Below are 19,714 nucleotides of genomic sequence, written 5' to 3' on the forward strand. Positions count from 1 at the left end.
TCCGCTACCGTTCGTCCAACGGGACGAACTCGGCGTCGCGGTCGCCGGTGTACTGCGCTCGCGGGCGGATCAGGCGGTTGTCCTCCCACTGCTCTAAGACGTGGGCAATCCAGCCGCCCGAGCGGGCGATAGCGAAGATGGGCGTATAGAGATCGATCGGGATGCCCATCTGGTAGTAGGTCGTCGCCGAGTAGAAGTCCACGTTCGGCGCGAGGCCTTTCTCCTCGCTGATGTAGTCCTCGATGGCAACCGACATCTCGTACCACTTCGTGTCGCCGGCGGCCTCGCCGAGGGCTTCGCTCTCCTCGCCGAGGATCTTCGCGCGTGGATCTTTGACGTTGTAGACCCGGTGGCCGAAGCCGGCGATGCGCTCGCCGCGGTCGATGGCGTCTTTGACCCACTCGACAGGATCGAGTTCATCGTCATCGATGGCCTGCAGCATGCGCATCACGTCGGCGTTCGCGCCGCCGTGAAGGCTGCCCGACAGCGTCCCGATCGCTGAGGTGACCGCGCTGTGGAGGTCGGCCAGCGTTGAGGCGGTCACCATCGCGGCGAACGTTGAGGCGTTGAGGCCGTGGTCGGCGTGGAGGACGAGCGCCATATCGAACGTTTCGGCAAGTACGTCATCTGACTCCTCGTTGTTGAGCATATAGAGGAAGTTTGCGGCGTGGCTCAACTCTTCGCGGGGGCGACCGGCTCGTTGCCGTTGCGGAGCCGGTTGTAGGCCGCCAGCGCGGTCGGCATCTTCGCGGTGATCCGGCGGCTTTTGCGGTTGTTGGCCGCAGTATCGTCGAAGTCGGCGTCAGCGTCGGGATCGGCGGCCGACAGCGCGGAGGTGATCGTCCGGAGGGCGGCCATCGGCTCTTCGCCGCTGGCGGCGAGTTCTCGGATGATATCGAGGACGCTATCGTCGAGTTCGCGGGCAGCGGCCATCTGCTGGCTGAACTCGGCAAGTTCGGCCTCGGTTGGGAGTTCGTCGTGCCACAGCAGATACAGCGTCTCCTCGTAGCTGGCCTCGCGGGCGAGCTCCTCGATGGCGTAGCCGCGGTAGATCAACTCGCCGGCGTCACCGTCGATATAGCTCAGATCGGATTCGGCGACGACCACGCCTTCGAGTCCCCGCTTCAGCTCGGTAGACATGTACTCTCTTTCTCAGTAGCCTCAAAAAAGCGTTATCGTTTCCGTAGCAGTTACGCGAGTGTAACCCTACCGACTTTTGCCGATAAAAACTGGACGTATTCCACCTTGAAGCCGCGGCGTTCCCTCGCAGGCCGCAACCCGACACCACCGCAAGCGTCGATCTGATGGCCCTACGCCGGGATCACCGTGATCTGTTGTTTCCGGTCGATGGCGTCCTCCAGTTCCTCGGCGATCGCTGACCCCCGGGAGATCTGGATGTCGCCGCCGCTGCTGACCGTCGCGGTAAACAGATACTCGTCGTCGGCCCGCACCTCGACGGTTTCGCCGACGTGGCCATCCATCCGGATGACGACGTGGCGGGCGGTGATCTCGGGTTGGACGATCTCGCCGGCTGGTTCGGCCTCGACGCCGCCGCCACCGCTGCCGTTGGTTGCGGCACCCCCGGCATCGGGATTGTCCTCGTGGGTGCGGACGTCGATGTCGATGCCGAGGCGATCCTCGATATCGCTGATTCGGCCGCCACCCTTGCCGATCACATAGGAGATGTCGCTTTCCTCAACGTAGACGATGGCGTTGTTTTGGCCCGTGAGTTCGACGCTGACGTGGCCGCGGGCGACCGAGCGAATCTCTCGTTCGATCTCCTGTTTGGCGATGCGGTCGACGCCGGTGTCGCTGCCCGCCTCGTCGTCGAGTGGCACCGTGATGACCTGGCGGTTGAACGTGTAGATCTCGTAGGCCGGGGTGCCGGTCTCGAAGTCGGCTACCTGAATTACCGGGCGTGCGAGATCTTCGGCGGTCAGCCCTTCGGGCACCTTCACCTCTGTCGTCACGTCGTAGACGGTATGCACCTCGCCGGCTTCGATGTAGACAACGGTGTCGACGACCTGTGGGATCATCCCGAGTTCGACCCGGCCGACGAGCCGCTGGAGGGCGTCGATTGCGCGCGTCGCGTGGACGACGCCGACCATGCCAACACCCGCGAGCCGCATGTCGGCGAACACGTCGAAGTCCTCCGTTTTTCTGACCTCGTCGTAGATAGTGTAGTCGGGGCGGACGAGCAGCAGCGAGTCCGCGGTCGTCGCCATGTCGCCGCCGAGGGCGGTGTACTGGGTGATGTCGTCGCCGACCTGCAGATCCCGTGGCTTCTCCATCGTCTTCACCGCGTAGTCGTTGTCGGTGAGGAACTCCGCGACCGCCTGGGCGAACGTCGATTTCCCCGCGCCGGGCGACCCGGAGATGAGCACGCCGCGCTCCTGTTCAAGCAGTCGCTCTCGAAGGCGGTCGTCGAAGACGTAGTCGTCCAGCGTCGTTTTGGCGATCGGTCGGACGGCCGTGATCTCGATCCCATCTGCAAAGGGTGGTCGGGCGACGGCGATCCGATAATCCTCGTACTGGATGATCGTCATCCCGGGCTCGGAGAGTTCGACGAACCCGTCGCTGCTGCTGCGGGCGAGGGATTCGATCTCGTCGGCCCACTCGTCCATCTGGGCCTCGGTGCTGACCGTCTCGCCGATGGTCTTGTAGCTCATCCCGTCGAGTGCGCCGCGTTTGGCCTTCGGTTTGGTACCGGTTTTGAGGTGGACGCTCATCGTCTCGTCGTCGAAGAACTCGACGATCGGCAACTCCCCGTCGGTGTCGATTTCGGGTTCGACATAGGTTACGTCGATGCCTTTGGCCTTCGCCACCTCAGATTGCACAATATCGCTGGACAGCAGGGTGGCGTCGTTGTCGGCGGCCACATCGCGAATGATCGCGTCGACCTCGCCGTCGCTGGCGGCCGCCTGTTCGCCCTCGCTGGCCCGCCGGCCAACATATCGAAGCTCGATCGTTCCCGCATCAGCCAGCGCAGCGAGCCGCTGGAGTTCTTCGAGCCCGCTCCAGCCGCTATCGTAGCCAGCGTTGGCCTGGGATTCGAGTTCGCCAACCACGGCCTCCGGGATCAACACTGTCTGCCCTTCGCTGTCGTCGATTCGCTCGGACACACGACCGTCGATCACCGCGCTCGTGTCCGGCACTAGAGTCATAGAGATGCTTACTTCGGGCGCACGCATAAGGGTGATGCGTGGCGATGATCGGTTTCGCTGAAGCCGGTGGTCACCCCTGCTGATCTCCCGTATCGGGTGGCGGTTGGCATCGCTTCAGCACCGTGCTCTCGCCGGAAAGATTAAAATCTTTACATTAAAAGATAGCATTACTCGAATACATTAATAATTTATACTAACTGCCAGAATCGATAGACGAAAGCGGATTCAATCGTATTCTTTTGCGTAGATTATCTTGGGTGATAATTTGAGCGCGGTGTTTATATCTATCCTCTCACTTGTCTCTATTAGCGTCAGGCCGTTCCGGGCAGACGCGCACTAACCCATGTTCGAAACAGAATCCAGAGGTCAGGTGGGGATTGGAACGCTCATCGTGTTCATCGCGATGGTCTTAGTCGCCGCGATCGCCGCGGGCGTCCTTATCAACACCGCCGGCCTCTTGCAGGCACAAGCACAGCAAACTGGTGAAGAAACAACCGCAGAAGTCAGTGATATCGTCCAACTCGGAGAAATCGTTGGAATCGCCAACAGCACTGACGAAAATATCGACAGTGTAAACGTATCAATGCGGTTGGCGTCTGGCTCTGATCCAATCAATCTTAGTCAGATGTCCTACACGATCTCAAGTCCCACTGGGGAAGCAACAGTTCTGAGTGGAGAGAATTCAAGCAGCTACCTTACGTTCGATCAAAAACAATCGCTTGAGGATGGCGCTCTCGTTCTCGAGGATCAAGAGGATCTGATGATCGTTTCGTTCGATCTAAACGATGCCCCTGGGATCGGCGCGCTTGATGAAGACGAGCAATACTCGATCATCGCACAGGCACCAGCAGGTGGCCAGACCTACAAACAGGTCAGCACACCGCGAAACATCGATAACGATAGCTCATACATCCTGAGCTAAATCGTCTACCGACTGCTTTTTTATTACCATCGAAACTGCTCCGTTGAATAGCAATTTCATCGGCCGATATCACAGATTTAGAAGGGTGAAGCCGAGGAACTCGATCCTGACCAATGGAAATCGATATCCTCGACTTCGTCGAAGAGTGTCGGCACCTGGCTAAACAAGCGTTGGGGAAGCACGCGGGCGAGCCCGCCAGCGGCGGGTTCGCCCGCTGGAAGCATGTCGTCATTCACTGTTTTCGGCGTGAAGAGGGCCACAGTTTCCGTAGCGTGTCATAGAATGGTTCTCGTGATTGCTCACAGATACAGAAGCTGGTGGCTCCAAGACTGTTGAATCCATCCTCACAGCAGCCGATGGTTCTGAGCCACACTATGGCCGATAGACGTGAAACATCAGTATACTAAATGAATGGGTGCTCTCTAACCGATTTATAATGCCGTGCACTGGGTGCACGTACTTCTAGACCTGTTAAAGATTGAAACGGTAACTATGCCGACGAGAGGGTGGGACATATTCTATGACACGCTCTTCGATTGGCTGTCGCACTCGCCAATCACTATCGAGGAAACGATGTCGCTAGTCCAACCATCACGCTATGAAAACAGTTCTGCACCACCGCCTTATCCCCTTCTTTCCGTCAGTAGAACTTTCACCGTCGATACGCCAGTCTGTGTATGACTCGTGAGGCAGTTGTCTCGCTTACTACGTCACTCGTCGAGATCCCAAGCCACACCGACGAGACCGCTGCCGGCAATTTCATCGCCCAATGGCTTCGTGACGAAACAGCCGCGACCGTCCGTTGTGACGACGCCGGCAACGTGATCGCCCACCGCCAGTCAGGTGATTCATCATCGAACACCTCCCTCGCGTTCGTCGGCCACCACGACGTTGTCCCACCAGCTGACGACCAACTCGACGCTGACGGTGGGTACCGCAGCGAGCGTCGTGATGGCCGACTCTACGGGCGTGGCACTGCCGATATGAAAGGCGCGCTGGCGGCCGCACTGCTCGCGTTTCGGGATGCCGAGCCCGCAACTGAGCTCGTCTTTGCGAGCTTTGTCGGTGAGGAACAGGGTGGGATCGGCGCGCAGGCGGCGATCGAGGATGGGTTCGCGCCCGATACCGCCATCGTCACCGAGGGCTCAACGGGCTACTCCGCTCCCGGCGTCACCGATGTCGCGATCGCCCACAAGGGTCGTCGCGGGAGCACGCTCACCGCAAGCGGTACCGCGGGCCACGCCAGCCGACCCGACGACGCCGACAACGCGGTCTACCGCGCCTGCGATGCGGTCGATATCGTTCGCTCACTCGACGCCCCTGAAACGACAGTGCTCGGAAACAAGCTCTCCGGAAGCATCGCCGTCACCGAGATCGATGGCGGCTCAGCGTGGAATGTGATCCCCGACCAGTGTACGGTCACGATCGACGAGCGAACCGTGCCCGGCGAGCGCGCCGACCTCGCGGCGGCCGAATCGATCGAGGGCGTCGAGTGGACGGTCGACCAGGATCTCCTGCCGATGGCCTGTGAGGATCCGGCGTTTGCCGACCGCGTCCTCGCTGCGGCCGACGCCGTCCAGCCGGATGAGCCTCAACAGGTCGTCAAACCACATGCGACCGACGCAGGCTGGCTGGCGAACGCCGGCACCGACTGCGTTGTCTGTGGGGCAGCCGAACCCGGCGAGGCACACACGGCGACCGAGAGCGTCTCGGTCGACGTGCTTGAGCGGTGTTACGAACTGTACCGACAGGTGGCCGAGACGCCACCGTAGCCAACCGCTCTCAGCAGTGCGTTGATACGACCGTAGCCGCAACAGCGGGTATGGCAACTGATGCAACGCAGACTGAGCCCCCAGCGGCGTATACGGCACTACTCGATGAAATACAACGGTACAACGCCGTCGAGAGCGCGACCGAGGTGCTCTCGTGGGATCAACAGGTGATGATGCCCGAAGGCGGAACCCCGGCCCGCTCGACGCAGCTTTCGACGCTGTCGTCGATCAGTCACGAGCTGTTGGTCGATGGTGACGTTGGCAACCATCTTGACGAGCTTGACGACGCATCGCTCACCCCCGAACAGCAGGCTGTTGTCCGTGAGATCCGCCGAGAGTACGTCCGGGCTGCCCGCGTCCCGCGTGATCTTATCGAGGAGATATCGACGGCGACCACCGAAGCCCTCGGCGCCTGGGAGTCCGCCCGCGAACACGACGCCTTCGAGGAGTTTGCCCCGCATCTCGAACGGCTCGTCGAGCTCAAACGTCAGTACGCTGCGCATATCGATCCCGACGCCGACCCCTATGCTGTGCTGTTTGCGGAGTACGAGCCCTGCTTGTCACTGGAGACGGCAACTGCGATCCTCGATGAACTCCGGGAAACGCTGGTGCCACTGATCGAGGAAATCCGTGCGTCGGATGCCGACCTTGCGACCGACGCCTTCGAGGGGAGCTTCGATACCGACACCCAGGAGTCGCTCTCCCGGGAGGTGTTGGAACTCCTTGGCTACGACTTCGATCGTGGCCGTCTCGACACCTCGACGCATCCGTTCACCTCGGGCAATCAGTTTGACGCTCGGATCACCACTCGGTTCGACGAGCACGATCCACTCGGCGCGCTCACCTCGACGATCCACGAGTTCGGCCACGCCTACTACACATTGGGGTTGCCAGACGACGACTTCGGAACGCCACTCGGAAGCCACCGCGATCTGTCAGTCCACGAGTCCCAATCGCGGCTCTGGGAGAACCATGTCGGCCGTTCGGCGGCGTTTTGGGAGCTGTTGTTGCCGAAGCTGCACGACGCGTTCCCCCAGACGAGCGACCTGTCGCCGCGGGATGCCTACGAGGCCGCCAACCAGGTTCACGACGAGAATCTCATTCGGGTTGAGGCCGACGAGCTCACCTACCACCTACACATCATCATCCGCTTCACAATCGAACGCGAGCTCATCAGCGGCGACCTCGCAGTCGACGACGTACCGGATCGCTGGAATCGACTCTACGAGGAGTATCTTGGACTCACCCCGCCATCCGACGCGCTTGGCTGCCTCCAAGATATCCACTGGAGCCACGGCAACTTCGGTTACTTCCCGACGTACTCGCTGGGGAGCGTGCTGGCTGCCCAACTCTACGCTGCCGCCGACCGCGAGATCGACGATCTCGACGCGACGATCCGCGATGGTGACTTCGAGCCGCTTGGGGAGTGGCTGCGGACGAATATCCACCAGCACGGTCGACGATATGAGACTGATGCCTTGGTTGAACACGCGACCGGCGAGCCGCTGCGTGCCGATGCTTTCACCGACTATGTGACCGATAAATACGGCGCGTTGTACGATCTCTAAGCAGTTTGTCGGCTGCGGGTGTTGACGAGCGCCCAGTTTGTCGCCTGCGCCACAAACTCTATATACGTGGTACACGTTACCATGAACCGTAATGTCAAAAGCACAGTCCACGGACGACGAGTTGTTCGACGAGTTTCTCTCAGCAAACGGGCACGAAACGGAACCGGCCGGCTGGGACGAGTCGTACAACAAGAAGCAGTGCCCCGAGTGTAGTGGTCTCAACGACCAGGCGGCGACGGCCTGCTCTACCTGTGGCTGGCAGCCCAGTCGGTAGCGCCTGTTTTTCGGCTCCACCCGCTGTGGGCGTCAAGCCATGTTGTTTATCACGCCGGGTCACGTGTGCGTTCTACAATGAGCACCACGGACGGCACACTCACCCGCTTGTTCGGCGGCCCCGGCAGCGGGAAAACCACCGCCCTCCTTGACCGCGTCGAGACCATCCTCGAAGACGACGACACCGATCCACGCGATATCCTTGTCGTCTCCTACACCCGTGCGGCCGCCGCTGAGATCCGGGAACGGCTCGCCGAGCGGCTCGATACGACACCGCGCGCGCTCAAGGGCAATGTCTGTACGATGCACGCGAAAGCCTACGAGCTGCTTGATCTCTCCCGCGGCGACGTTGTCGGCGAAGACGACAAAGAGGAATTCTGTGAGGAGTACGGCATCGAGTACGAGGATGAGTACAAAAGCGGCGGCCGACGCACTGCCCGGTCGACGACCATCGGCAACAAGATCATCGCCACCAGCCAGTGGCTTCAGCGCACCCGCCGAGATGTCGCCGACTGGTACGATGTCCCCTTCCAGTGGAACGTCGAGGAGGTTCGCCTCCCGCCGGACGAGGATCCCAACGCCCAGGAGGGCAACAAGTATACGCCGACGTGGACGGCCGACGACGACCGCATCGACATCCCTGAGGCGATTCGTGCGTGGCGCAGCTACAAGGGTGACAACGGGCTGGTCGGCTTTGCCGACATGCTCGAACGCGTCGCACAGCGATCGTTGCTCCCGAACGTTGACTATCTCGTCATCGACGAGTTCCAGGATATCACCACGCTTCAGTACGCCGTTTTCGAGGAGTGGAAACCCCACATGAAACAGGTATTGATCGCCGGCGACGACGACCAGGTTGTCTACGCTTGGCAGGGTGCCGACCCGAACCTCTTGCTCGACGCCGAGCGTGATGAGGACGAGATTCTGCCGAACTCCTACCGACTCCCCTCTAATATTCTCAACGTCGTCAACCAGGAGATCCGCCATCTCGACAAACGACAGGAGAAGGATCTCAAACCGCGGAAGGAAGGTGGGACTGTCGAGGCCGTCGAAAATGCCTCGATCCTCGAACTCGTTCGCAACGTTCGCTACACCGTCGACGCCGAGGAGGGCAGCGTCATGCTGTTGTTCCGGGCGCGCTACCAGCTCTTCCAGTTCATCGAGGAGTTTGTCGACGAGGGGATTCCGTTCAAGGCTCTCACCGACCAGCGACTCTGGACCGACCGGCTGACCGACTACGTTCGCGCCATCGAGGCCTTCGACGCCGGCGAGGAGCTCACCCTGCTGCAGGGGCGGCGACTCGCCGATATGCTCCAGGATTCGACGTTTGGCTCCAACGACCGCGAGGAGTTCTATGACTTCCTCGAAGCCAAAGAGGAGGACGCCGAACTCGATGATCTCGCGGAGATCCTCTCGATCCCGACGATGTCGAGGAGTTCGCGCCGTTCATGCCCGATCCCAAGTCCGCGGGCGATATGATGCGAAAGGTCACAAACTTCCAGCGCACCTCCGTCGACGCCTACTTCAACGGCGACTACGCCGGTCTCGATCCGACGACAGTTCGCGTCGGCACGATCCACTCCGCGAAGGGCCGGGAAGCCGACCACGTCTTCGTCGGCACCGATCTCACCGAGAAGGTCGTCGAGCAGATGGCCGCGACCGTCTCCGGCCATGAGGAAACGGCCGACCCCACGACTGTTGACGACGACGAGTTCACCAAACACACCGATCCCGTCCCGCTGTTGACCGACAACGAACGCCGGGTGTTCTACGTCGGGATGAGCCGGGCGCGGGAACGACTCGTTTTGCTCGAAAATCTGATCGATGGCGCGCCGACAGTTCCGATCAGCGTGCTGCTGCACAACGAGCTTCGCGATGAGCCACCCCAGGAACTGCTCGATGCTGTTGAGGCGGCGGAGCCGGAACCCCTGAACCCGAGCCGTGAGCCCGCCGGCTGGCCGCCCCACCGCGGTCTGGCCGGTATCGGAGCCGCCGCAGGCCGGTATTGCCGCGCTTAGTGAGCCACTCGCTGAGTCAGCGACTGTCGGCTTTGTCCACGTCGCTCGCGGTGACGATCCGGATCGTCGCTATCTAACGCGAACGCCAGCCCCACACCAGGCGGCTGCTGTCGTCTGTATTCCAACCGGCGGTGGCGACCTGCACGCTATCTACTGCGTCTCGACGGCTGATCGCGCCCCCGCTGTTGACGATTTTGTTGCCCCTGAATCAGCCGACACGACAGCGACCGAATGCAACCGCACGATCGCAACGCGAGAGCCACAGACCCCACCGGGTAGCCACGTTGTGTCGGTGCTCGCCGACCATCTCGATACTCCGGGTGTCGGGACACTCCGAGTGCCGAGTCATCTCCCCCACGACACCGCAGTTCGCCTCCAGCAGGCCGGCTATGAACTCTCCTCGACGGCGGCACTCACTGACGCCCGCGCCAGCAAAACTCCGGCCGAACGCGACTGTCTCCAAGCGGTTCAACGCGGAGCCGCCCACGGCTTGCGGCGAGCACACGAACTGCTCGCTTCGAGCACAACTACTGATGATGTCCTGCATCTCGATGGCGACCCGCTTTCGGCCCAGCAGATCGAACGCGAGGTCGCTGCCGCCCTCGCTGGCGGTGGCGTTACCCCAGAGACAGTTCGGGTTCGCGCCGCCGACACCGCCGCGACCGAGCCGCTGCCGGCTGGCGACGGGATCATCGTCCACCTCGTTCCACAGGGGCCACACGGCTACCATGGCCATCTCACCCGCACTGTCGTCGTCGACAGCGACGGCGGCTGGGATCGCCGCGCCTTCATCGCCGCCAAGGCTGCCCAGACCGCTGCGCGCCACCACTGCGAGCCCGGCGGCAACGTTGGAACGGTCGCCGCCGAAGCGACCGCGGAGCTGACAGCCTACGGCTTTCCGCCGCGTTCACGCTCAGACGACGCTGGCGATGATGACACCACTGACAACGTCGGCGGATGGGCCACTGTCCACGGTGTCGGCCTCGCGCCGGCCGAAGCGCCGAGTCCTGCCGACGACGGCACTCTGCAGGTCGGGTCGGTTCTTGCTGTCGAAACAGGCGTTGTCGACCCTGATCATGGGCGGATTCGCCTCGGCTCCCTGATCGATGTGACAGCCGACGGCGGTGAGCGACTCATTGACGCCCCGATTTCGCTGACGCCGACCACAGACGAAGTCTAATCAGCTGGCTCTTGTCAAAAATAGGGGACAGGTGTGTTGGATTTCTATTAGGATGGACAGTGCAAGACGGAACACGCATATGCAGTAATCGGTGACCTTCGGGACTGGCAGAATTTTCTATTCAAATGGGACGATAAAGAGCCCGCAAATATTCTGCACAACGACCTGAGAGAAAATAATCAAGCAAACAGTAGATCGAGAACTCCCCGTAGCGAGGAGAGACTGTGTGAGAATCAAGTTCAGTGACGGGTCGACTATTTAAATAACTGGACAGACCATCCGAGAAGAACAACCGTAACAATGGCCTTAGGTGTTATGTGAAAGAAAACAGCCGTCACATACAACTACGGTACGCACTGGAAGAACGCTCGACCAACGGAGTATACCGAGGTGCGAACGTATGAGACGACGGACGTTCGTTGCGACCACGGCAACTCTCGGAACCGCGCTTGTCGCTGGGTGTTCCGGCAGCGGTGGTGGGTCTGACGGTAGCACTGGGAGCGGGACGTTCAACCTGATGATCAGTGACCAGCCTGCCGCCATCGAGGATTTTGACTCACTGAATGTCACCCTCTCGGCTGCTCGTGTCTTTCGAGCCGACGAGGACGAGGAACTCTCCCCACGAGTCGTTAACGAGACGACGAACGAAACCACAGCCTCGTCCGACGATGATCCCGAGGAGTCCGCTGACGACGGGAGTGATGGCGTCGTCGAATTCGATCTCGACAGTGTGACCGTCGATCTCACCAAGGTCAAAGGTGACCGAGCGGTTTCAGTGGTTGAAGGTGAACTTGATGCGGGACGGTACTCGGGGATCGAACTCCGTGTCTCCAATGCTGAGGGAGTCGTCGACGGTGAGACTGTCGACGTGATGGTGCCGAGCAACAGACTTCGCATCATCAGACCCTTCGAGATCGGGGCTGACGAGGAACTGAACTTCGTCTTCGATATCAACGTTATCCAGAAAGGGCCACGCGGCGGCTATAACCTGCTCCCGGTCATCGGCAAAAGCGGCGTTGCAGGCGAAGATGTCGATGTCGAAGAAGTCGATATTGAGGACGCCGAATAGTATTGTCGTAGGAGTGCAGCAAGTCGAAAAAGAATCCTCTGCATCGGTCATCGTTTCAAATCATCTAAGAATACTATCACAATTCGAGTGATGAATAGATGGCGCCTATCGCATAGAAATCTCTCCGGTTCAGTGACCTCTGAGCAACCGGGACGGATCCACAAGGCACTGCAAGCCTGATCGGAGCACCACACACAAAGGGCTCGCGCTGAAAATATACATGATGCGAACATCTACCGCTGTTATTGCCTTTGGGGCCGTACTACTCGTAATCCCGTTTCCGGGGACATTCATTCTTGGTGGTCTCGTCGCTCTCTTTGGTGTCCTCTTACGCTGGTTTGACGTCTGAACTGACCTACCTCCCGCTGCGAGTCTAGTAATTGACAGTTAGGCGATGGAAGTGGTGAATAGCTCGTTCGTGTTGTTGTGAATAATAAAGATCGCCGTGCTGCATGCATACTTTGTATCCAGCAGTCCGGTTTCTACCAGTTCGCGTTAATGATGATCGGTACGTGATGGATACAACGCGCCTATCGGTCTCAAGATGAAGCGTATCTCACGAAACGTTTTCCGCGACGCTACTCCTGGTCGGCTATGTCCACGACTGTGGCGACTCCGAATGCGGACGAACTTTGTGCGTATTGTGATTCCCGAATTTTCGACCACGAACCGATCTGTGTCCGTGATTGTGACGACAACTGCGGTTCCCCTCAGTACTTTTGTAACTACGCATGTCTTTCGGCATACATCGAGGAAAACAGCCTGACGACGGGGAATGCGTGTACGTGGAATCCCGATGAAAACAACTGCTGCTAATCGGCTGTATCGCTAACAGAGACTAGTGACTACACGCTCTATATCCAGCACTCCGAACAGTCCCATATCACTCTTCAGATGACTGTTTCACCAGCGTAGCCAAGAGCGAATCAGCTACTGCTCCGGTTGGTCGTCGTTCCCCGCGGTTCCACGCAGCCGGGCGGGGAGGAGCCCGCGAAGGAGTCCCACGAGGATGCGTTTCGGGTCGAGAAAGTAATTCGGGAGGACGACCATCGCCACCCCGACGCCGAGTAACGCGGCCCCAACGACCGCCTCGCCGGCTAAGAGCTTCGTGACGCCGAAGTTGGCGACCGGGATGGCGAAGACCAGCGTGGTCGCAAGCCCGAGTAGATCGAGGATCCCGAGTTGCATGCGGCTTCGCTACCGCCGGCAGCGACAAAAACACGCCGGCTGGCGGGCGGACACAACCGCTATCTGTCCGGATCGTCTCCCTCCGGTATGTTTACCGGAATCGTCGAAACCGCCGGCGAGGTCGTCGCTGTCGACGCGAACGCTGACGGCCGCCGCCTGCGAATTCGCGCCTCGGGGCTTGCCGATCTCTCACACGGACAGTCGATCAGCGTCAGCGGTGTCTGCCTCACGGTGGAAGCCTACGGCGATGTTGACAGCGACAGTGCTGTCAACGTCGATAGCAACGACGACGACGCGAGCGACGACGAACAGTGGTTCGAGGTGTTCCTTGCGGCCGAAACGGTCGCCAAAACGTATCTCGGTGCGGTCGGCGTCGGCGACCCCGTCAACATCGAGCGCGCACTCGCCGCCGACGGGCGGTTTGATGGCCATGTCGTCCAGGGCCATGTCGACACGGTCACGACGATCGAGGCGATCGAACAGGTTGGCGACGACTGGCGATTCACGTTTGCGCTCCCCGATGACTACGGCCAGTATATCGTCGACAAGGGCTCGATCTGCCTCGATGGGATTTCGCTCACCGTTGCTGAGATCGACCACGATGCCGGCATCTTCGACGTGGCGATCATCCCGACGACCTACGAGCTGACGACGCTGCAGGCCAAATCTGCCGGCGATCCGGTTCACGTCGAGGTCGACGTGATCGCCAAATACGTCGAGGGGATGTAGAGGGCTACCAGTAGTCGCTCAGAGGTGGGCCCACCGCTGGAGGTCGGCGGGCTCGGTGGTGTAGTAGTAGGTCACATCGCCATCGGAGACGGTGTACACCGAGAGGTCGGGGTCGTGGATCACGCGCTTGTTGGCGTCGATGCCGACGTTGACCAGATCCTCGATCGAGTTGACGTAGACGAACTCGTTGTCGGAATCCAACAGGAGCTCACCCTCCGAGATCCACTCGCTGTACTGATTGTGGGCGATCTCCTTGCGAAGCTCTTCTTGATCAAGTTGTGGGGCCTTTGCGCCGATCGCCCCGCCGCTGGCAACCGCGACCAATCCAAGGATCGCCAGCAACGCGACAAGCTGCATATCCGGCTCGCCCCGCACCGGCTCACTCGGGGCGGCTGGCTGGCTGGAGCCACCGGTGTCGGCTACTGGTTCGATGACCCGGGTTTGGGTCTTCGACACATTCGCCCGCTGGTCACCGGTGAGCCAGTAGGCGTCGTTGTTGGACTCCAGTGAGGGGGTCATGTTGAGCGTCCCGGTGTAGACCTCCCCATTGATCGGCTCGGTGCGGTAGTCAACGGTCAATCGCAGTTGTGTGTTGAGTGAGGTTGTTGAGGCCGGGAACTCCGACGCCACCTCGTCAGCGGGGTCTTCGAGATCGTTCCGCACGTCGAAGGTACGGCGGTTCGTCACCCAGCCGTCGGTGACCGTATCCTGGCGATACATGAGTAGCCGAGTGTTGGTATAGACCGTCTCCTCGTTGCGGTCGGCGACGATCGTCTCTTCGCGGACGAGCCGGGTCGTGAGTTCGACGCTCACATTTCGGGTCGTGTTGGCGGTGACGTTGAACGTCAAGTCCGGTGAATACTGATAGAAATACGCCGGCGCACGGGTGAGGACTTCACCCTCCTCGTAGGCCTGCTGGCCGGGCCCGGAGATCGTCGGCGGCAGCTCTCGTGAGGGTGTCTCGACGACCGCGCTGTCGATCAGCTCAACATCGAGAAAGAACGCCTCGAAGCTCTCGGTTTCGGGCTGTGGCTCGGGCTGTGGGTCGGGTTGGGGGCCGGCTCCTCGACCGGTGGTGTCAGGAACACGTAGCCTGAGCCGAGGAGCAACACCACCCCAAGGACGACAAAGCCGATCGTGAGTGGCTTGCTGTTGGCCGCCACCTGAAGTTTGAGTCGTGGGAGCATCACCGGCCTCCTGATCGCCCCGACGCGACCCCCGTTGCCACTCGCTGTGTGGCGAGTATGCGGCCAGTCGGCGGGACACAGCGCGGTGACACATGACGGGGGTGTGGATGCTACACAAAACTACGGGCGCGAGTGTTTTTATTTCACGGTCGCAACGGCGGGCGGGTTACAGTTCACGTTCGGCGATGTAGCCTCGTCGACACTCCGGACAGATGTCGCCGGCCCGCATCGACGACTCACCGGCGTGGCGGCTGAAGCCACACTCCGGGCAGTAGAACTCGGTGTTGATGTCGTCGACGGTCGGCTCATAGAGCGACGCCTCGCCGGCCTTTGTGAACTCCTCGTCGCCTGGCTCCTCGATCACATCCTCGGTGTCGGCCGGCTCGTCGTCGACCTGCCTTTCGTCGACCTCAGGCGTAAAGCCACCGCCGAAGGTCACCTCGTCGGGCTGCTCGTCAGGCGGCGTTTCCGCGTCATATCCCTCGTCGTCGCCGGACTGTTCGGGCCATTCACCGGCTGCTGACGGCGAGTCGGTGTCGTGGTCGGGCCACTCGCCGGGTTCGCGGTCGGTCGTCTCCGCGGCGGACGCCTCGCTTGGCTCGTCGTCGGCCGTCGAGAGGATGATCCCGTCGTCGTCGGCCGCCTCCACGTCTTCGTCGGCGGCATCGTCGGCCGTTGTCGGCGGCGCGGCCGACTCCGTGCTCTCGGTCGTGTCTCCAGTCGTCGGCTCCGGCTCTGCCGGGGTTGGCTCCGAGTCGCTGTCGGCATCCAATAGCTCCGCGTCGTCGCCTGCCGCGGTGTCGGCGTCGGCCGTAGCGTGTGTGCTCTCAGCCGACGGGTCGGCATTCGTCGTCGGCTCCGGCGTGGGTGGTTCGGTGTCGCCGGCGGCTGCGGTCGCCCCTGCGTCATCGGTCGGTGTTGCCGTCGTGTCGCCAGGGGCTGTGGTTGGTTCAGCGTCACCGGCGGATGTCGCTGCCTCGCCGGTGGCGGCTGTTGAGCCGGTACTCCCGGTTGGGCCGGCGGGTTCGGCGGCCGTTCCGCTGTCGCCGGCGGTTTGGGCGAGCTGTTCGATCGAGGTGACCTCCTTGTTCTCGCTGACAGTCTTCGTGTACCCACAGCGACTGCAGGTCTTTTCCTCGCTGACCGTGATGACGACTTCCTCGCCGTCTTCCTCACGTTCCCGTCGTAACTCGGGTTCATCGAAATCGTGGCCGAGTAGACACCGGAGTCCCATTACCGTCCATACCGAACTACTCGACTAAAAGCTACTCCCTCTGTCCGTCATCTGTCTGACGCTGTCGCCCGCGTGTGGCCGGTCGCTGTCGGCGATTTTCCCTGTTTCGTACGCAGTGTCGATCCCCTCGGCGGTAGATGTAAACCGATTCCCACAGTAGGGTAAGGCGATGGGAGCCAAGCCCGCCTACCGGGATCGTCCGGCCGCTGAGGTCGGGATCCTCGACGCGCTCGTCGACCGCGCCGACGAGGGGATGACCGTTCTCGAACTCCGGGCGGCCGTTGACACCGATATCGACCGCATCGAGTCGGCACTGGCCGCACTCAAAGACGACGGGCTGATCGTTGTCAACGACGAGAACGGCACCATTCGGATCCATCCGGCCGACGAGGTGGTTCCTGATCCCACCGCCGATGTCGACCCCGAGGATCCCTCCTTGCTTGACGTGCTCCGCGATCGGCTTGGCCTGTAAGCTGCCGCGTTTTTTTGCCGTTGTCGCTCTGCGCACCTGTCCGCCGTTGTTTTACTCCCCCGGCGTCTTCGCCTCTCCATGACACTGTCGGGAGCCCACCACGACAATCTCGGGGCGACATATGTCGACCGCGGCGGCCGGCAACTCGTCGCCCACTACGGTCGCCCCCGCGTCGCCCATCGGGCGGTTCGCAACGGCGTCGGCGTCATCGAGTTGGGGTACGGCATCGTTTCGGTCACCGGCGACGATCGGATCGAGTACGTCGACAACGTTGTTACCAATCGCGTGCCCCCGACCGACGGCGAGGGCTGTTATGCCTTCGTCCTTGATCCACAGGGCAAAATCGAGACCGACTGCTACATCTACAACGCCGACGAGCAACTGTTGTTGTTTACGCCGCCTTCCCAAGTTGAATCCTTGGTCGACGACTGGTCGGAGAAGGTCTTCGTGCAAGATGTCGCCATCGAGGATGTCTCCGCCGAGTTCGGTGTGTTCGGCATCCACGGCCCCTCGGCGACCGAAAAGGTCGCGTCGGTGCTCAACCACGCGGGCGCGCCGGAGCCGGAGCTCCACTTCGACCGCGGCTCGATGGGCGATGCCGGCGTTACGGTCGCCGCCAGCGACAACCCGACCGGCGAGGACGGCTACACGATCATCTGCGGAGCCGACGACGCCCCCGGCGTCTTCGATACGCTCCTCAACCACGGACTGAACGCTGCGCCATTCGGTGAGCAAACATGGAATACCTTGACTGTTGAGGCCGGCACGCCGCGGTTCGAAACGGAACTCGATGGCGTGCTGCCGAATACGGTCGGCGCGCGCCACGGCGTCGATTTCGAGAAGGGCTGTTTTATCGGCCAAGAGGTCGTCTCAAAGGTCGAAAACCGCGGCCGTCCAAGCACACGCCTGATCGGGCTCCGCCTCGACGACCCATGTGCGGCTGGCGACGAACTTCGGGCCGATGGTGACGCCGTCGGCGAGGTGACCCGCGCGATCGACAGCCCCTCGCTGGCTGAACCGATCGCGCTTGCCTTCTGTGCCAGCGACGCTGTTGACGGTTCTCTGACGATCCACTCGACAGCCGAGACAGGTTCCGATGGCGACGACCCCGACGAGGATGCGTCCGGGGTTGCGGTCGATGCTGATCGCGTCACGTTACCGTTTGTTGACGGCAGTGCGACCTCGCTGCGCTGTCCGACCTATTAATTGGTAGCTCCCGATTGTCGGCCGCCGAAACCGGCTTATCGATCTGCTCCCTATCGGTGGCTATGCCATCGACGCTCGTCCACATCGCGGTCGCGGGGCTTCTCGGAACGGCCCTCCTGGGGGCGGCCTTTGACCGCCGGGCGATCCTGACGGTGATGGCCGTCGCCGCGGTTCCGGATCTTGATACGCTGCTTGGCCTCTGGCTGCCCGGGGCTCACCGGGCGTATCTCCACACGCTCGTTTTTCCGGCGGTGCTCGGGGTCGTGCTCTGGTGGGATATCGCTGTCCACTCGGAATCGACGCTGCGCCGTCGATACGGCGAGACCGGCGTTCGGGTCGCGTGGGTGAGCCTCGGTGCGATGGTTGTCGCCCACAGCCTCTATGACGGCGTCGTCAACGGTGTGAATCTTTTCTGGCCGCTGCAGGATCGGTTCTACGATCTGTCGGGTCACCTCCTGTATTCCACGCAGCGCGGCCTGCTGCAGACGTTTGTTGATCTCAGTCCTGGCGGCGGCACCGTTGAGGGGACGACCGCCACGACCCACTACTACACCGGTGTCGATCCGAACCGCGGCGCGGAACCCGAAAATGTCGAGCGGATCTTCCATCTGGTACAGTCCGGCGAGCGGCTGTTGCTGACTCTTGCCGGGTTCGGCGTCGTCATGGTGCGGTTGTGGGTGTCTGATGAGGATTGACCGCGCTGCTGCGGCTGTATCGACGAGCAATCCGCTCGCCGGATGAGTTCTTGAAAATTGAATGCTCGGTATGGGATTTGAACCCATGTCCTCGGCTCGAAAGGCCAAGATGATTGGCCGGACTACACCAACCGAGCGCGGCATATCGAGTCACGCCGCGGCCATACATAAACCTCATCAATCACGGCCGGGGTGTGTATCTATTGCACACCCACAGTCGGTGTCACCGCCCGGGTGACTGGCCGGCGATCAGTCGACGCGCTCGGCGAACGCAAAGCTTGGTTTCACGTCCGTAATCTCCACTTCGACGGTGTCGCCGGTCGTTGTGTCGGGGACGAAGACGGTAAATCCGTCAATGTGTGCGATGCCGTCGTCCTCTTCGCCGACATCGATGATCTCGACGTCGCGGGTCTCGCCGACGCTGATCGGTGCGGTCAGGCGGTGTTTCCCGACGAGGTAGACCTCCGAGGAGCTATCCCGGGAGGCTTCGGGGTTCATCGTCCGGACGTACTGGAAGGCGTTTTCAATCTCCTCGCGGAGCGCGTCGAGGTCCTGACCCTGGAACACCTTTGCCACGAAATCGCCGTCGGTCGCCAGCACGTCCTCGGCGACCCCGAAGGCTTGCCGGGCGAGATGGACTGAGCGGGCGTGATCGAGATCGTACTCGCCGGTCATATTCGGTGCCATATCCGAGATGACGAGATCCGCGCCGCCCTCGCCGATCGTTTTGCTGAGCCGATCTTTCGTTCGCTCCTCGGTCATATCGCCCTTGATCGTCTCGATGTTTGCGTGCTCCAACTCCCGGATGCGCTGGAAGTCGACGCCGACGACGGTACCGGTTTCGCCGACCTCTTCGGCGGCGACCTGGAGCCAGCCGCCCGGGGCCGCCCCAAGGTCGACGACGGTGTCGCCGTGGCTCAGGAGGTCGGCCTCCCGATCGAGTTGTTTGAGCTTGTAGGCCGCTCGCGTGCGGTAGCCCTCCTGTTTGGCGCGGTTGTAGTATTCGTCTTTGCGGGTCACAGGTTCCACCTCGGGGT

Annotated in this window: 16 protein-coding genes, 1 tRNA gene and 3 pseudogenes; 13 read left to right on the plus strand and 7 right to left on the minus strand. The window is 61.3% G+C overall.

Going from position 1 to position 19,714, the window contains the following annotated elements:
- Positions 1 to 4 precede the first annotated feature (4 nt).
- Both citZ and ACFQJB_RS00245 read right to left on the minus strand, forming a co-directional pair.
- Positions 5 to 1,140 (minus strand): annotated as a pseudogene (gene citZ / locus ACFQJB_RS00240) (citrate synthase).
- 170 nt (positions 1,141 to 1,310) lie between these two features.
- Positions 1,311 to 3,164, minus strand: a complete 1,854-nt coding sequence (locus tag ACFQJB_RS00245; protein ID WP_379722584.1) for a PINc/VapC family ATPase — start codon at positions 3,162 to 3,164, stop codon at positions 1,311 to 1,313.
- A gap of 343 nt (positions 3,165 to 3,507) precedes the next feature.
- On the opposite strand from ACFQJB_RS00245, the gene ACFQJB_RS00250 reads away from it, so the two are divergent.
- From ACFQJB_RS00250 to ACFQJB_RS00290, 9 genes and pseudogenes are all read left to right on the plus strand, one after another.
- A complete protein-coding gene (locus tag ACFQJB_RS00250) occupies positions 3,508 to 4,086 on the plus strand; it encodes an archaellin/type IV pilin N-terminal domain-containing protein (protein WP_379722587.1) in 579 nt (192 codons plus the stop codon).
- A 113-nt stretch (positions 4,087 to 4,199) separates the two neighbouring features.
- Positions 4,200 to 4,355: pseudogene (locus tag ACFQJB_RS00255) on the plus strand (IS5/IS1182 family transposase); the annotation flags it as partial.
- A gap of 408 nt (positions 4,356 to 4,763) precedes the next feature.
- Entirely contained in the window at positions 4,764 to 5,858 is a 1,095-nt protein-coding gene (locus ACFQJB_RS00260) for a M20 family metallopeptidase (RefSeq protein ID WP_379722590.1), read from the plus strand.
- Positions 5,859 to 5,908: 50 nt separating this feature from the next.
- Positions 5,909 to 7,426 carry a carboxypeptidase M32 gene (locus tag ACFQJB_RS00265; protein WP_379722593.1) on the plus strand — a complete coding sequence of 506 codons (1,518 nt, stop codon included), beginning with the start codon at positions 5,909 to 5,911 and terminating at the stop codon, positions 7,424 to 7,426.
- A gap of 91 nt (positions 7,427 to 7,517) precedes the next feature.
- A complete protein-coding gene (locus ACFQJB_RS00270; RefSeq protein WP_379722596.1) occupies positions 7,518 to 7,700 on the plus strand; it encodes an HVO_0416 family zinc finger protein in 183 nt (60 codons plus the stop codon).
- 77 nt (positions 7,701 to 7,777) lie between these two features.
- Positions 7,778 to 9,717, plus strand: a pseudogene (locus ACFQJB_RS00275) (UvrD-helicase domain-containing protein).
- Positions 9,641 to 10,897: a M24 family metallopeptidase gene (locus ACFQJB_RS00280; RefSeq protein ID WP_379722599.1), complete on the plus strand. Its 1,257-nt coding sequence runs from the start codon at positions 9,641 to 9,643 to the stop codon at positions 10,895 to 10,897. The pseudogene ACFQJB_RS00275 and the gene ACFQJB_RS00280 overlap by 77 nt, the downstream one beginning before the upstream one ends.
- 400 nt (positions 10,898 to 11,297) lie before the next feature.
- Positions 11,298 to 11,966 carry a DUF4382 domain-containing protein gene (locus ACFQJB_RS00285; RefSeq protein WP_379722602.1) on the plus strand — a complete coding sequence of 223 codons (669 nt, stop codon included), beginning with the start codon at positions 11,298 to 11,300 and terminating at the stop codon, positions 11,964 to 11,966.
- Positions 11,967 to 12,560: 594 nt separating this feature from the next.
- Complete coding sequence (locus tag ACFQJB_RS00290) at positions 12,561 to 12,782, plus strand: hypothetical protein (RefSeq protein ID WP_379722605.1); 222 nt, start codon at positions 12,561 to 12,563, stop codon at positions 12,780 to 12,782.
- A 114-nt stretch (positions 12,783 to 12,896) separates the two neighbouring features.
- Here the strand turns inward: ACFQJB_RS00290 and ACFQJB_RS00295 are convergent, their stop codons facing one another.
- Complete coding sequence (locus tag ACFQJB_RS00295; RefSeq protein ID WP_379722608.1) at positions 12,897 to 13,154, minus strand: DUF7533 family protein; 258 nt, start codon at positions 13,152 to 13,154, stop codon at positions 12,897 to 12,899.
- Between the two features lie 87 nt (positions 13,155 to 13,241).
- On the opposite strand from ACFQJB_RS00295, the gene ACFQJB_RS00300 reads away from it, so the two are divergent.
- A complete protein-coding gene (locus ACFQJB_RS00300) occupies positions 13,242 to 13,883 on the plus strand; it encodes a riboflavin synthase (protein WP_379722611.1) in 642 nt (213 codons plus the stop codon).
- An 18-nt stretch (positions 13,884 to 13,901) separates the two neighbouring features.
- On the opposite strand, the gene ACFQJB_RS00305 is transcribed toward ACFQJB_RS00300, so the two are convergent.
- Both ACFQJB_RS00305 and ACFQJB_RS00310 read right to left on the minus strand, forming a co-directional pair.
- Positions 13,902 to 15,149, minus strand: a complete 1,248-nt coding sequence (locus ACFQJB_RS00305) for a DUF5305 family protein (protein WP_379722614.1) — start codon at positions 15,147 to 15,149, stop codon at positions 13,902 to 13,904.
- An 87-nt stretch (positions 15,150 to 15,236) separates the two neighbouring features.
- Positions 15,237 to 16,304 carry a DUF7093 family protein gene (locus ACFQJB_RS00310; RefSeq protein WP_379722617.1) on the minus strand — a complete coding sequence of 356 codons (1,068 nt, stop codon included), beginning with the start codon at positions 16,302 to 16,304 and terminating at the stop codon, positions 15,237 to 15,239.
- 169 nt (positions 16,305 to 16,473) lie between these two features.
- Between ACFQJB_RS00310 and ACFQJB_RS00315 the strand changes: the two genes are divergently transcribed.
- From ACFQJB_RS00315 to ACFQJB_RS00325, 3 genes are all read left to right on the plus strand, one after another.
- Complete coding sequence (locus ACFQJB_RS00315) at positions 16,474 to 16,776, plus strand: DUF6432 family protein (protein WP_379722619.1); 303 nt, start codon at positions 16,474 to 16,476, stop codon at positions 16,774 to 16,776.
- A 78-nt stretch (positions 16,777 to 16,854) separates the two neighbouring features.
- Positions 16,855 to 17,982, plus strand: a complete 1,128-nt coding sequence (locus tag ACFQJB_RS00320; protein ID WP_379722622.1) for an aminomethyltransferase family protein — start codon at positions 16,855 to 16,857, stop codon at positions 17,980 to 17,982.
- A 62-nt stretch (positions 17,983 to 18,044) separates the two neighbouring features.
- Positions 18,045 to 18,677 (plus strand): metal-dependent hydrolase, encoded by a 633-nt coding sequence (locus ACFQJB_RS00325; RefSeq protein WP_379722625.1) that lies wholly within the window; start codon positions 18,045 to 18,047, stop codon positions 18,675 to 18,677.
- A 62-nt stretch (positions 18,678 to 18,739) separates the two neighbouring features.
- Here the strand turns inward: ACFQJB_RS00325 and ACFQJB_RS00330 are convergent.
- Positions 18,740 to 18,814: transfer RNA gene (locus ACFQJB_RS00330), tRNA-Glu, on the minus strand.
- 112 nt (positions 18,815 to 18,926) lie between these two features.
- Positions 18,927 to 19,697, minus strand: a complete 771-nt coding sequence (locus ACFQJB_RS00335) for a 23S rRNA (uridine(2552)-2'-O)-methyltransferase (RefSeq protein WP_379722628.1) — start codon at positions 19,695 to 19,697, stop codon at positions 18,927 to 18,929.
- Between the last annotated feature and the right edge of the window lie 17 nt (positions 19,698 to 19,714).

The organism is Halonotius sp. GCM10025705 (assembly GCF_042662885.1).
GTDB classification, from domain to species: domain Archaea; phylum Halobacteriota; class Halobacteria; order Halobacteriales; family Haloferacaceae; genus Halonotius; species Halonotius aquaticus.